The organism is Pseudarthrobacter sp. O4 (assembly GCF_050157025.1).
Lineage (GTDB): Bacteria > Actinomycetota > Actinomycetes > Actinomycetales > Micrococcaceae > Arthrobacter.
Window position 1 is genome coordinate 4030593 of sequence record NZ_CP189591.1, and the last position, 12875, is coordinate 4043467.

A 12875-nucleotide genomic window follows, 5' to 3' on the forward strand; every position below is an offset into this window, starting at 1 on the left:
GCTGCCAAACATATCGCGGGGCCGGTGCTGCACCTTGGGGTATAGTCCACTGTGCCGGACGGACCCCGGTGCGCACCCCCTCCAGCCCGGACGGCGGCTGAACCACGCACAAGGAAGACAGCACGTGACTCGACGAAGAGGGATGTCCCTTGCCGGGCAATACCTGGTCCTTCAGCTGCTGATCGTTCTGGCCGTCCTGGTGGCTGTCGTTGCAATCTCCCTCGCGCAGTCGGCAGCCGCCTTCGAGCGGATTGAGGGGCGCCGGGCGCTCTCTGCCGCGGAGGCGCTGGGCAACAATCCCACTGTCCGTGCGTTGCTGCCGAGTGCAGAGTCCCGGGGCGGTTCGGCGCTGCCGGCCGTGGCTGAATCGGTCAGGACTGTTTCCGGATCCTCCCAGGTGGCGCTCGCCTGGCCGAATGGAACCGTCGTGGCCTCATCGGATCCATCCCTGCTGGGCAGGGGACTTGAGCTCGGCAGCAGCCGCGTGATGGAGGGCCGCGCCTGGACCGGAGTGGTGGGCGGGACCGCAACCGCGATGCTGTCGGCGCACGTCCCGGTCCTGGACGATACCGGGGCGATGATCGGCATTGCGGCCATCAGCAGGAACTACCCCTCGACCTGGGAGCGGCTGGGCGATGCCGTGCCCAACCTCTTGACGTACCTCGGCGTTGCGAGCGTCCTGGGCGTGGCCGGGTCGCTGCTGCTCGCGCGCCGGGTCAAGCGCCAGACGCTGGGAATGGAGCCCACCGAGATCACCGGCCTGGTGGAAAACCGCGAGGCCATGCTGCACGGCCTCAAGGAGGGTGTGGTGGCCCTGGATCCGAACGAGCGGATCACCGTGGTGAACGAAAGCGCCCGCCAGTTGTTGGGTCTGGCGCCGGACTGTGTGGGAAAGAGCCTCAATGCCTTGGCCGTTGAACCGGCACTGCGGGACGTGCTGACACGTGACCAGCCCGGCCCGGACCGCTTGGTGCTGGTCGGTGAACGGCTGGTGGTCCTCAACCGGATGCCAATGTTGTCGCACGGGCGGACCATCGGTTCGGTGACCACCCTGCGCGACCGTACGGAGCTCGCCTCCCTGGAACGGGAACTCGGCGCCACGCGCACCGCGACGGATACGCTCCGCGCCCAGGCCCACGAATTTGCGAACCAGCTGCACACAATTTCCGGGCTGATCCAGATCGGGGAGTATGACGCGGTGGTGCAATTCGTGAACGGCACAACCCTGGACCGGACCCGGCTCAGCGACGACGTCACGAGCCGGATCGAGGACCCGGCGCTGGCGGCCCTGCTCATCGCAAAATCGAGCCTCGCGGCTGAGCGCGGAGTGACCCTGCAACTTTCCCCCGACTCCCGTCTGGAACGGGTGGACGACGAATTGTCGAGGGATCTGACCACCGTCGTAGGCAACCTGGTGGACAACGCTTTGGACGCCGTGACGGGCACGGCCGACGCCGCCGTTCAAGTGTTCATCGACGGCCGGGACCAGAAGCTGAGCATCGTGGTCCGCGACTCGGGCCCCGGCGTTCCTCCCGAAGTCCTCGAGGAGGTGTTCCGGCAGGGGTTCACTACGAAACAGCCCACCTCGGAAGGCGGCCGGGGCTACGGGCTGGCGCTGTCACGGGTCGTATGCCAGCGGCGGGGCGGACAGCTTACGGTGCACAACGACGGCGGTGCCGTCTTCTCTGCCCGGCTCTTCCCCAGGAGGTTTCAGCCATGATCAGGGTCCTGATCGTCGACGACGACTTCATGGTCGCGAAGGTCCATGCCGGCTTCATCCAGCGCAGTCCGGGATTTGCGGTGGTCGGGGCGGCCCACAGCGGTAGCGAAGCCCTCGCCAAGGCCAGGGAACTGGCGCCCGACCTCGTCCTGCTGGACATCCATCTACCTGACGTCAACGGGCTTGACCTGATCTCGCAGTTGCGCGGCATAGTGCCTGACCTGGACGTCCTGGTGATCAGCGCAGCACGGGAGAGCGAGACGGTGCGGCGGGCACTCCGCGGCGGCATCGTGCACTACCTGATCAAGCCGTTCTCGCAATCGGACCTGCAGGAGCGGCTCGCGCACTACCTGAGCGCCTATCACGGCCTGGACGCCTCAAAGGATGTGGCCGGGCAGTCGGATGTGAACCGGGTTTTCGGTGTTGAGCGCATGGAGCCGGGGGAGTTTCCGTTGCCCAAGGGATGCAGCGTCGAGACGCTGAGGTTGGTTGTAGGGGCGCTTCGTTCAGCCGACGCAGACCTCTCGGCCGCAGAAGTCGCCGACCTGTTGGGAGCATCACGGGTAAGTGCCCGCCGGTATCTCGAGTACCTCCACGATTCGGGCAGGGCGGACGTGCGGCTCAAGTACGGGGCGGGGCGGCCGGAACGGCGGTACGTGCTGAAGCCGGGCGCCCGGCCGTAGCACCGGCCCCGTCTCAGTCCTCCGGCGGCAGTGACATCGGCGCGATGGCTACGTACAGCGGGATCCGGATCCACCGCTGGCCTGTCGCGCGGAACTCGGCCCGGCTGGAGAAGCGGTAGAGGTAGCTGCGGGCCCGCACCCAGCGGGGGCGTCCGCCGTCGAACGGGTCGTGGCGCAGCAGCCTCAGTGTGGGCCGGTCGGCGGCGAGCAGCCTGGCCAACAACGCGTAGAACCATTCCTCGTGCACGGTGCGCAGCGGCAGGAACCACATCAGCCAGTCCAGCCGCAGATGGTAGGGGGCGTACTGGCGCGGGATGCGGCGGACATCGCCGGGTTTGCCCTTGAAGCCATACTCCCGCCACTCTGTGTCATCCCCGGGCTCCGCGTCGAGGGTCCCCTCCACGACGATCTCGATCCGCCGTTTCGTGACAGTGCCGAAGGCACCATAGGTGTTCACGAGCTGCCACCGGTTGAAACTGGCGTTCATCAGCTGGTAGTGGGAGAACAGGTTCTCGATCGGCCGGTAGCTGAGCACCACATGCAGCACGGTGGCGAGCAGGACCACCACGAGCCACGGGACCGGCGCCAGGCTGCCGGCGCCGGTGGCCGTCCCGCCGCCGGCGGCAGCACCAACACCCCACGCTGCGGCGTGCCAGTCGAGCGGGATCGCCGGCAGCACGGCGTGCGCCACGGGATCACTGACCGCGGCGAACGCGAGCAGGATCGCCATCCAGTTGAGCCAGGCGAAGTTGCCGCTCGCCACGAGCCAGAGCTGCGTGAAGATGATGATCCCGGCCGCGGCACTGCCCAGGGGCTGCGGGGCGAAGAGGAAGAACGGCACCAGCAGCTGGGCGAAATGGTTGCCCAGGACCTCCAGCCGGTGCCACGCCTTCGGGAGCAGATGTGCCTGCCGGCTCAGCGGCCCGGGCATCGGCTGGGTCTCGTGGTGGTAGTACAGGGCCGTCAGATCCCGCCACTCCCGGCCGCCCCGGATCTTGATCATGCCGGCACCGAACTCCAGCCGGAACACCAGCCAGGCCAGCAGGATCAGGATCGGCCGCGGCGGGGGAGTCTGGTCGGAGCCGAGGAACGCCACCGTGAACCCCGCCTCCAGCAGAAGCATCTCCCAGCCGAAGCCGTAGAACGTCTGCCCCACGTTGACGATCGACATGTACAGCAGCCACAGTGCAAGGAACGCGAGCAGCGGAACCCACGGCCGGCCCAGCTGGGGCAGCCCCACAATGAGCGTGGCGGCAACGGCCATCCCGCTCCAGCACACGCCGCGCAGCAGCCGGTCCGAGTAGCGCCACTGGAACAGGCTGGGCCGGCGCAGGCGGCTGAACCCCTCCAGATACTCCGGCACCGGCAACAGGCCGCGCTCGCCGAGGAGGGCCGGAAACTGGTTGAGCGAGGAAAGGAAGGCCACAAAGTAGAGCGTGGCGATGCCGCGCTGCAGCACCTGCCGGGCGAACTCGTACTCCGGCGCGTCGAACCATGCGGTCCACTCCACGATTTCCACGTTACGCCTGCGGTGCGGGCCGTCAATCGGGGGCGGCATTGGCTGCGGCACTAAGATCGAATCATGTTTGCTCTGGTCCTCATCGCCGTCGTGGCCGGGGCATTGGCTCAGCGGCTTGCCGGGCTTGGCTTCGGCCTGCTCGTATCCCCGGTGCTTGTGGTTCTGCTCGGCCCCTTTGACGGGGTGATGATCGTCAACCTCTGCGGTGCGGCGTCGTCGCTGCTGATCCTGTCCAGGGTGTGGCGGCATGTTCAGTGGAGACGCTACGCGGGCCTCGCCATCTCTGCCCTGCTGGGGGTGGTCCCCGGTGCATGGCTGGCCAGCCATGCACCGGAGGCACCGCTGGAAATCTGCATCGGGGTGCTGCTCATCATCGCCCTGCTGGCTTCGCAGCGGCTGAACCGCAGCTCATGGCGCGCCGCCGGCCCGGTTCCCATGGTGTCACTCGGATTTTCCAGCGGTCTCATGAACGCCGCGGCCGGCGTCGGTGGGCCGGCGATCACTGCCTATGCCATTGCCACCCGCTGGGATCAGAAGAGCTTTGGCGCCACCCTGCAGCCCTACTTCGTCACCACCGGGCTGTCCTCGTTGCTGAGTAAATACCTATTTTCCGGTGGCCATCTTCCAGCCTTGGAGGGCTGGCAGTGGCTGGGCATCCTGGCGGCCATGGTGCTCGGCATCGCGGCCGGCGATCTCCTGTCCGGGCGGATCCGGCCCGGGATTGTCCGCCGGATTGTCGTCGTCATTGCCTACACGGGGGCGGCATCCACGATGACGAAGGGCGTGGTGGAGCTTGCGTTCGGGTAGGCCTTCCCCGGGTGCGTCGGTTCGCCAAAAATGGCTGGGCAGGGCAAAGTCTGCCGTTACGTGTCAACTCGATGAGGAACGCAGGGCCCCCTCGCGGTGCGGGATACTTAAACCATGCAGCCGCGCAAGATCGTCCTCCTCGGATCCACCGGTTCCATCGGCAGGCAGGCGATTGACGTCGTCGACGGCGCCCCGCATCTTTTCGAGGTCGTGGCGCTCAGCGCCGGCGGCGGCAACCTGGAACTCCTCGCCGAACAGGCCGTGCACACCCGCGCCCCCGCGGTCGGCGTCGCTTCCGGCGACGCCTCCGTACTGCAAAAGCTGATCGACGACGCCGCCCGCGCCGCCAGCGTCACAAGCTACCGCCCGGACATCATCACGGGCCCGGATGCCTCCACGCGGATCGCGGAGACCGACGCCGACGTCGTGCTCAACGGCATCACCGGCTCCATCGGCCTGGCGCCCACCCTCGCCGCACTCAAATCCGGCGCAACCCTGGCCCTGGCCAACAAGGAGTCCCTGATCGTCGGCGGCGCCCTCGTCAAGGCTGCGGCGCGCGATGGCCAGATTGTCCCGGTGGATTCGGAGCACTCCGCGATCGCCCAGTGCCTGCGCTCCGGCACCGCCGCCGAGGTGGACCGGCTGGTCCTCACCGCCTCCGGAGGGCCGTTCCGCGGCAAGACCCGCGAGGAGCTTCAGGTCGTCACACCGCGGGAAGCCCTCGCACATCCCACCTGGGACATGGGTCTCATGGTCACCACCAACTCCGCCAGCCTGGTCAACAAGGGCCTGGAAGTGATCGAGGCGCACCTGCTCTTCGACATCCCGCTGGACCGGATCGACGTCGTGGTCCACCCGCAGTCCGTGGTGCATTCCATGGTCCAGTTCATCGACGGCTCCACCATCGCCCAGGCCTCCCCGCCGGACATGCGCCTGCCCATCGCCCTGGGCCTCGGCTGGCCGGACCGCGTGCCCCAGGCCGCCCAGGCCTGCGACTGGACCCGGTCCACCAGCTGGACCTTCGAGCCGCTCGACACGGAGGCGTTCCCCGCCGTCGGGCTGGCCAAGGATGCTGCCAGGCGGGGGAGCACTTACCCGGCCGTCTTCAACGCCGCGAATGAGGAAGCCGTGATGGCCTTCCACGCGGGCCGGATCCGCTTCACCGACATTGTCGATACCATCGAAGCCGTACTCAGCGAACACACAGGGTCCTCCGGGCTGACGGTGGAGTCCGTGCTGGATGCTGAAAGATGGGCACGTGCCCGCACCCACGAACGTTTAGCCGTCAGAAGCGTCTGAACAGCCGAGAAGCGTCTAGGAAGCAGCAGATCGAAGCATGAGCCCCGTCCTCCTCTTTATCCTCGGTGTCGTCTTTGTGGCGATCGGCATCGCCGTGTCCATTGCCCTGCACGAGGTGGGACACCTGCTGCCGGCCAAGCTGTTCAAGGTCCGCGTCACCAAATACATGATCGGCTTCGGGCCCACACTCTGGTCCCGGAAGAAGGGCGAGACCGAATACGGTTTCAAGGCCATCCCGCTGGGCGGCTTCGTCTCCATGATCGGCATGTACCCGCCGAACAAGGAGGACGGCACGGTGCGCCCCTCCAGCACCGGGATGTTCCAGTCGCTCGCCAGCGACGCCCGCTCCATGTCCCACGAGGAAGTCGGACCCGAGGACGGTAACCGCGTCTTCTACCGGCTCCCGGTCTGGAAGAAGATCATCATCATGCTCGGCGGTCCGGCCATGAACCTCCTGATCGGCGTCGTGCTCACGGCCGTGCTGCTGATGGGCTTCGGCGTCGCCACGCAGACCACCGCCATCGCCGATGTCTCCAAATGCCAGGTCAAGGCCGGCGAGACCGTGGACCCTAACTCCGCCGACTGCAAGCCCACGCCCGCCGCGGCCGCGGGGCTCAAGCCGAACGATGTCATCACCTCCTTCGACGGCAAGTCCGTGACCAGCTGGGACGAACTCACCGGCTGGATCCGCTCCTCCGCGGGCAAGCAGGTCAGCGTTACGGTGCAGCGCGACGGCGCCCCCGTCACCACCACCGTCACCCCAGTGCTGTCCGCACGGCCGGTCATCGGCGACGACGGCCGGCAGGCCAAGGACGCCGAGGGGAAGCTGCAGTACCAGGATGTCGGTTTCCTGGGCATCGGCGCGCAGACCACGCTCGTGCAGCAGCCGGCTTCGGCGGTGCTGCCGATGGCTGGCGAGAACATCAAGCAGATCGCCGGCGTCGTGGTGAACCTCCCGGCGCGGGTGGCCGGTGTGGCGAAGGCGGCCTTCAGCGAAGAGCCGCGCGACCCCAACGGACCCATCAGTGTGGTGGGCGTGGGCCGGGTGGCCGGTGAGGTCGCCGCGATGGAGCAGGTCCCGCTGCAGTCCAAGATCGGCGCCCTGGTGGGCCTGCTTGCCGGACTGAACTTCGCCCTGGCCGTCTTCAACCTGATCCCGCTGCTGCCGCTCGACGGCGGCCATGTGGCCGGCGCGCTGTACGAGGGCGCCCGGCGCAGGATCGCCAAGCTGTTCGGCCGTCCGGATCCCGGTGCCTTCGACATCGCCAAGCTGCTGCCGGTGACCTATGTGGTGGCGGTGCTGCTGATGGGCATGGGCGCCCTGCTGATCTACGCGGACATCGTCAAGCCGGTCAACCTCTTCGGCTGACGGGCCTGCCGGCCGGCTGACCTGACCCTGACCACCGCTAAACAAGGCCCCAAACCCCAGCCTGCGATCCAGGCCGGCTTTAGCCCGCGGTCCGGGGGCACTTTGCCGCGGTCCGGCGTCGAAACGGACGACGGCGCCCGGCGTTTCGTGTCAAAGTGCCCCCGGACGGCGCCGGGTAGCCCCGCCGGCCCCCGGCCCCGCCGGCTAACCGGACTGCGCTGATTTGTATTTCTCAGCTTATTTCAGTTTATTTTCAGTAATCAGTTGAAAATGATTGATTATCAAAGATCAGCCCTTTAGGCTGGAGCTATGTACGTCATGACCATCGACCAGCGCGGCAGTACTTCCGACGTCGACCGCGTGCCCGGACTCCTCGCGGAGCTGGCGGCACTGTCCAGCGCCGGGCGTTTCGAGCGCTCGGTCGGCGACGAAGTCCAGGGCGTACTCGAACACCCCGAGGAAGTCGTGGAGATCGCCCAGCATGCCCTGCGAAGCGGCCGCTGGTACGTCGGAATCGGGGTGGGGGCGGTGGACCTTCCGCTGCCGGCCAGCCCGCGCGAAGGGTCCGGCCCGGCCTTCGTCGCGGCCCGGCTTGCGGTGGACCGGGCCAAGGCCGCGGCGGCCCATGTGCCGCTCGCCGTCGTCTCCGGCGGCGCCGGCAGGGGAGCGCCGTCACCGGGAACATCCGCGGGGGTGAGGGCCTGCGCCAATGCCGAGGCGGTGCTGCGGCTGATCGGGCGGCTGGTCCAGGACCGGACCGAGGCGCAGTGGAGGGTGCTGGATGTGCTCCGCTCTGTCCAGCACGGCCATTCCGGCACCCGTGGCACGCAGAAAATCGCGGCCCGAACACTCGGAATCACGGAACAATCGGTGAGCCGCGCACTCCTGCGGTCCGGCTGGCAGGAAGAATGGGCCGCGAGGCCGGCCGCCGAAATGCTGCTGTCCCTCGCCCACGGACTGATCACCGGGACGGATGACGCCGCCGCCCAGCCCCAGGACCACAGCGCCAAGGACCACAGCGCCAAGGACACCCGCGCTAAGGACGACAGCGCAGAAGGAGACAGGTGAACGCCCTCTGGATCACCCTGGCCCTGCTCACGGCCGGTTTCGTTGGCTGGCCGGTCACCGCGCTGGTCTTCCGGCTCGCCCGGACCATCGACGACCGGGCCGACGCCGGCGCACATGCCGCCGGCTCTGACCCCGCCGGCTCTGATCCCGCCGGTGCGGAAGCTGCCGTTGAGGATCCCGCCGCGGACACCACCACCGACGTCGCGAACCCCCAGCCGGCCCTTCAGCCAGCAGCGGACGCCGCCACGGTCAGCAGCTCCCGCATCCTGCGCGGTGGAGCGATTATCGGCGTCCTGGAGCGGCTGGCGGTCTGCGTCGCGGTCCTGGCCGGCCAGCCGGTAGCCATTGCCTACGTGGTCGCCATCAAGGGACTTGGCCGCTTCGCCGAACTGAAGGAGACGCCGGTCGCAGCCGAGAGATTCATCATCGGAACCCTTACGTCCATGCTGTGGGCGGCCGGCATCGCTGCCCTGGCGAAGCTGCTTTTCCTCAACTGAACACAGGCCAGCCGGGGCTGGTCACGAGCCGGCTGGTCGAGCAGCGCAGTCCGAGCCTTGCAAGTCCGTGCCGTGCCTGGCCGGCCGCCGGATGGGTACCTGGCCGCCGGGGCGATAGTGTATCCGTATGACTGTTTTTGCTGTTGAGTACGTATACGACGCCGAATCCTCCGAAGCCCGTGACGCCAGCCGCCCCGCGCACCGCGAATGGACCGCTGCACTGGCGCAGGAGGGCGCGCTGCTCGCCAGCGGACCCTACGGCGACGGCGCCGGTGCGCTCCTCATCTTCAAGGCGGCCGACGAGACGGCCCTGAACGAGATCCTCAAGCAGGATCCGTTCGCCGCCGCCGGCGCCATTTCCGGAACCCGCACGACCGTCTGGGCACCCCTGACCGGCCTGCTGGCCGGCCACGCCGCCTAGCCCGTCCCCGCAACCAGCCCATCGATCCTTCGATCTACAAGGAGTCCATGTGACCTCGGTCAGCCTGGGAATGCCGTCAGCACCGCCCCCCGTTCTTGCTCCCCGTCGGAAGACCCGCCAGATCAAGGTGGGCTCGGTCGGCGTCGGCTCCGATTCGCCGATCAGCGTGCAGTCGATGACGACGACCCCCACCACGGACATCAACGCCACCTTGCAGCAGATCGCCGAGCTCACGGCCTCCGGCTGTGACATCGTGCGCGTGGCCTGCCCGTCCGCCGACGACGCCGAGGCCCTGCCGATCATCGCCCGCAAATCCCAGATCCCCGTGATCGCGGACATCCACTTCCAGCCGAAATACGTCTTCGCAGCCATTGAAGCCGGCTGCGCCGCCGTGCGCGTCAACCCCGGCAACATCCGCAAGTTCGACGACCAGGTCAAGGAAATCGCCCGGGCCGCCAAGGACCACGGCACCTCGATCCGGATCGGCATCAACGCAGGCTCCCTCGAGCCGGGCATCCTGAAGAAGTACGGCAAGGCCACTCCGGAAGCCCTCGTGGAATCCGCCGTCTGGGAAGCCTCGCTGTTCGAAGAGCACGGGTTCTACGACTTCAAGATCTCGGTCAAACACAATGACCCGGTCATCATGGTGGCCGCCTACGAAATGCTCGCCGAACAGGGTGACTGGCCGCTGCACCTCGGCGTCACCGAGGCCGGTCCGGCGTTTCAGGGCACCATCAAGTCCGCCACCGCCTTTGGTGCCCTGCTGTCCCGCGGCATCGGCGACACCATCCGCGTTTCACTTTCCGCGCCGCCGGTCGAGGAAATCAAGGTGGGCAACCAGATCCTGCAGTCGCTCAACCTGCGGCCGCGCAAGCTTGAGATCGTCTCCTGCCCGTCCTGCGGCCGCGCCCAGGTGGACGTGTACACGCTCGCCGAGCAGGTCACGGCAGGGCTGGAAGGCATGGAGATTCCGCTGCGCGTTGCCGTCATGGGCTGCGTCGTGAACGGCCCCGGTGAGGCACGCGAGGCCGATCTCGGTGTAGCCTCGGGCAACGGCAAGGGCCAGATCTTCGTGCGGGGAGAGGTCATCAAGACTGTCCCTGAGGACCAGATTGTTGAGACACTGATCGAAGAGGCCATGCGTATCGCTGAAGAGATGGGGGAGGCCGATGGCGAAGATGCTGTCAAGGGTAGCCCCGTGGTTAGCGTCTCGTAGGGACGGCACCGGCTCCGGCGTCGCAGTCCGTGCCCTGAACGGCCCGGACACAGCACAACTGCTGGACCTGGCCGGGCAGGACGCCGTCGCCAATGTCTTCATCCTCTCCCACCTGGAAAGCTCCGGCACGGCGGCTCCCACCGCCGGGGGAGCCAGCATCCTCGGCGTGTTCGACGGCGCTGCCCTGGTGGGTGCCTGCTGGGCCGGCGCCAACCTGGTACCGGTGCAGCTTGACCCGGAATTTGCCGGGCTCGTGGCCATGGCCGCGCACAGCTCCGGGCGCCGCTACGCCTCCATCTTCGGTCCGGCCGAGACTGTGATGGCCCTCTATTCCGGGCTGGAACGGCTGGGCCAACCCGCGCACGAAGTCCGGGACGACCAGCCGCTGATGACCATTTCCGGGACTCCTGCCGTCCCGCCTAATCCGGCGCTGGGCTTCGGCCAGCTCGCGGACTTCGACAGAATACTGCCTGCCTGCGCGGCAATGTTCGAGGAGGAAGTGGGCTATTCGCCCTATCTCGGCGGCCGGGAGTATTACAGCCGGCGGGTGAGGGGCCTGATCCGCCAGGGACATTCGCTGGTCCATCTGGACCCGGACGGCGAGGTTGTCTTCAAGGCCGAGCTTGGCGCGGTGACGCCCGGCGTAAGCCAGGTCCAGGGGGTCTGGATGAACCCGGCCTTCCGCGGACTGGGTCAGAGCGCCGGCTACATGGCCGCCGTCGTGGTCCTGGCCCAGACTCTCGCGCCGGTGACCAGCCTGTATGTCAACGGCTTCAACACCCGGGCCCGTGCCACCTACGAGCGCGTGGGCTTCCGGCAGGTGGGCACTTTCGCAACCGTTCTCTTCTAGGCGTCTCTCGTCCGGGTGCCGTTTCCGGAGGCGATCCCTCCCGCCCCAGCCCCCGGTTCCGGCGCTTCCGCCGGATCAGCCGGCAATTCTCCCGTGAGGTATCGCTCGATGGTGGGCGCCAGGAGCCTGACTACCTCGTCCTGGCTCGCGGAGGCCAGCGGCTCGAGCCGGATGACGTAGCGCACCAGCATCGCCCCCACCAGTTGGGTGACGACGAGGTTCCCGCGCAGGGCGACTTCCTCCGCCGGGCCGGGAACGCCGGCCATGATCCGGGACAGGATGGCCCGGCTGGCCACTTCCCGGAGCATTGCCGTCTTCGCCTTTGAACCGATCGTGCCCCGGAGGAAGGCCACGAGGCCAGGCTGCGCGGGGCTTTCCCAGAGGCCCAGCACCGCCCGGAGCAAGGGCTCGGCCCGCTGTGAAGGATCGCGGCGGTCCAGCCCGGCCAGCACCAGTCCCGGGTCGGCGGGCAGTTCAACGCTCAGGGCAAAGAGTTCATCCTTGCCGGTGAAGTAGTGGTGGATCATCGCCGGGTCCACGTTGGCTTCGCGTGCGATCCGGCGCAGGCTGGTGCCTTCGAAGCCATGCTCCGCGAACAACCGCCGGGCCGACGCGAGGATCTGGCTGCGGGAGTCTGTGTCGCCTGCCCGGCGGCCCCGCCGGACCTCGGGCCGGCCGCCGCTCACCCGCTCCGCCTGCGCAGGGTCAGCGAGGCCAGAACCAGCACCGCGAGGACAACCACGGACAGGATGCCGGTGTCCTGCCACAGTGGCTCCGTGGCATCTGCGTGGCCGGCGATCTCTTTCAGGGCATCCACCGAAAACGTCAGGGGGAGCACATTGGAGACGGCTTGCAGCACCTCGTTCATCCGGTCCCGCGCGACGAACAGCCCGCACAGCAGGATCTGCGGCACCACCACCACGGGCATGAACTGGACGGCCTGGAATTCGGTGCGGGCAAACGCGGAGCACAGCAGGCCCAGCGCCACACCCAGCACCGCATTGACGACGGCGATCATCACCACAAGGCCCGGGCTGCCCTTGATCTCCAGGCCGAACACCCAGTACGCGACGCCGGTGGCTACGAGTGATTGGAGGGCTGCCATGACCGAAAACGCCAGCCCGTAGCCGAACAGCAGGTCCGCTTTGTGGATGGGGGTGGTCAGCAGCCGCTCCAGGGTTCCTGACGTCCTTTCCCGGAGCATCGTGATCGACGTGACGAGGAACATCACCACAAACGGGAAGATCGCCAGCATCATGAGGCCCACCCGGTCGAAGGTCCGGGCGGCGCCTGGCGGGACGGTTTCGTTCTCGTAGAGGAAGTACACCGCCGTCAGCAGCAGGGCGGGGACGGCGAGCATCAGCGCCACGCTGCGGTGGTCGTGCCGCAGCTGGTCCAGCACGCGGGCCGTCGTGGCCAGCATCAT

General features: G+C 67.7%; 13 protein-coding genes. 10 read left to right on the plus strand and 3 right to left on the minus strand.

All coding sequences use genetic code 11. The features are described from left to right. Nucleotides 1–142: 142 nt before the first annotated feature. Together ACQCSU_RS18655 and ACQCSU_RS18660 are read left to right on the plus strand one after the other, a co-directional pair. Entirely contained in the window at nucleotides 143–1720 is a 1578-nt protein-coding gene (locus ACQCSU_RS18655; RefSeq protein ID WP_426979849.1) for an ATP-binding protein, read from the plus strand. Next, on the plus strand, nucleotides 1717–2403 hold the full coding sequence (locus ACQCSU_RS18660; protein ID WP_426976721.1) for a response regulator: 687 nt from the start codon (nucleotides 1717–1719) through the stop codon (nucleotides 2401–2403). The genes ACQCSU_RS18655 and ACQCSU_RS18660 overlap by 4 nt, the downstream gene beginning before the upstream one ends. A gap of 13 nt (nucleotides 2404–2416) precedes the next feature. Here the strand turns inward: ACQCSU_RS18660 and ACQCSU_RS18665 are convergent, their stop codons facing one another. Next, nucleotides 2417–3913: a lipase maturation factor family protein gene (locus tag ACQCSU_RS18665; RefSeq protein ID WP_426979850.1), complete on the minus strand. Its 1497-nt coding sequence runs from the start codon at nucleotides 3911–3913 to the stop codon at nucleotides 2417–2419. 72 nt (nucleotides 3914–3985) lie between these two features. On the opposite strand from ACQCSU_RS18665, the gene ACQCSU_RS18670 reads away from it, so the two are divergent. From ACQCSU_RS18670 to ACQCSU_RS18705, 8 genes are all read left to right on the plus strand, one after another. Continuing rightward, complete coding sequence (locus ACQCSU_RS18670; protein WP_426976722.1) at nucleotides 3986–4729, plus strand: TSUP family transporter; 744 nt, start codon at nucleotides 3986–3988, stop codon at nucleotides 4727–4729. Nucleotides 4730–4843: 114 nt separating this feature from the next. Beyond that, nucleotides 4844–6028 (plus strand): 1-deoxy-D-xylulose-5-phosphate reductoisomerase, encoded by a 1185-nt coding sequence (gene dxr, locus ACQCSU_RS18675; protein ID WP_426976723.1) that lies wholly within the window; start codon nucleotides 4844–4846, stop codon nucleotides 6026–6028. Between the two features lie 37 nt (nucleotides 6029–6065). Beyond that, complete coding sequence (locus tag ACQCSU_RS18680; RefSeq protein WP_426976724.1) at nucleotides 6066–7397, plus strand: M50 family metallopeptidase; 1332 nt, start codon at nucleotides 6066–6068, stop codon at nucleotides 7395–7397. Nucleotides 7398–7706: 309 nt separating this feature from the next. Beyond that, nucleotides 7707–8465, plus strand: coding sequence for a MarR family transcriptional regulator (locus tag ACQCSU_RS18685; protein WP_426976726.1), 759 nt, complete (start codon nucleotides 7707–7709; stop codon nucleotides 8463–8465). Further along, entirely contained in the window at nucleotides 8462–8962 is a 501-nt protein-coding gene (locus tag ACQCSU_RS18690) for a hypothetical protein (RefSeq protein ID WP_426976727.1), read from the plus strand. The genes ACQCSU_RS18685 and ACQCSU_RS18690 overlap by 4 nt, the downstream gene beginning before the upstream one ends. 127 nt (nucleotides 8963–9089) lie before the next feature. After that, complete coding sequence (locus ACQCSU_RS18695) at nucleotides 9090–9383, plus strand: YciI family protein (RefSeq protein ID WP_426976728.1); 294 nt, start codon at nucleotides 9090–9092, stop codon at nucleotides 9381–9383. A 49-nt stretch (nucleotides 9384–9432) separates the two neighbouring features. Continuing rightward, nucleotides 9433–10599 carry a flavodoxin-dependent (E)-4-hydroxy-3-methylbut-2-enyl-diphosphate synthase gene (gene ispG, locus ACQCSU_RS18700; RefSeq protein ID WP_426976729.1) on the plus strand — a complete coding sequence of 389 codons (1167 nt, stop codon included), beginning with the start codon at nucleotides 9433–9435 and terminating at the stop codon, nucleotides 10597–10599. Further along, on the plus strand, nucleotides 10562–11449 hold the full coding sequence (locus ACQCSU_RS18705; protein WP_426979851.1) for a DUF4081 domain-containing protein: 888 nt from the start codon (nucleotides 10562–10564) through the stop codon (nucleotides 11447–11449). Before ispG ends, ACQCSU_RS18705 begins: the two co-directional genes overlap by 38 nt. On the opposite strand, the gene ACQCSU_RS18710 is transcribed toward ACQCSU_RS18705, so the two are convergent. Together ACQCSU_RS18710 and ACQCSU_RS18715 are read right to left on the minus strand one after the other, a co-directional pair. Continuing rightward, entirely contained in the window at nucleotides 11446–12135 is a 690-nt protein-coding gene (locus ACQCSU_RS18710) for a TetR family transcriptional regulator (protein WP_426976730.1), read from the minus strand. The two genes, ACQCSU_RS18705 and ACQCSU_RS18710, sit on opposite strands and share 4 nt — an antisense overlap. Beyond that, nucleotides 12132–12875: an ABC transporter permease gene (locus ACQCSU_RS18715; RefSeq protein ID WP_426979852.1), complete on the minus strand. Its 744-nt coding sequence runs from the start codon at nucleotides 12873–12875 to the stop codon at nucleotides 12132–12134. Before ACQCSU_RS18715 ends, ACQCSU_RS18710 begins: the two co-directional genes overlap by 4 nt.

Bases quoted from the DNA above. Each gene is read 5' to 3' on its own strand.
- ACQCSU_RS18680 (WP_426976724.1), top strand. From the start codon at position 6,066: ATGAGCCCCGTCCTCCTCTTTATCCTCGGTGTCGTCTTTGTGGCGATC.
- ACQCSU_RS18695 (WP_426976728.1), top strand. From the start codon at position 9,090: ATGACTGTTTTTGCTGTTGAGTACGTATACGACGCCGAATCCTCCGAA.
- ACQCSU_RS18670 (WP_426976722.1), top strand. From the start codon at position 3,986: ATGTTTGCTCTGGTCCTCATCGCCGTCGTGGCCGGGGCATTGGCTCAG.
- ACQCSU_RS18685 (WP_426976726.1), top strand. From the start codon at position 7,707: ATGTACGTCATGACCATCGACCAGCGCGGCAGTACTTCCGACGTCGAC.
- ACQCSU_RS18660 (WP_426976721.1), top strand. From the start codon at position 1,717: ATGATCAGGGTCCTGATCGTCGACGACGACTTCATGGTCGCGAAGGTC.
- dxr (WP_426976723.1), top strand. From the start codon at position 4,844: ATGCAGCCGCGCAAGATCGTCCTCCTCGGATCCACCGGTTCCATCGGC.
- ACQCSU_RS18715 (WP_426979852.1), bottom strand. From the start codon at position 12,875: ATGATGCTGGCCACGACGGCCCGCGTGCTGGACCAGCTGCGGCACGAC.
- ACQCSU_RS18655 (WP_426979849.1), top strand. From the start codon at position 143: ATGTCCCTTGCCGGGCAATACCTGGTCCTTCAGCTGCTGATCGTTCTG.
- ACQCSU_RS18705 (WP_426979851.1), top strand. From the start codon at position 10,562: ATGCTGTCAAGGGTAGCCCCGTGGTTAGCGTCTCGTAGGGACGGCACC.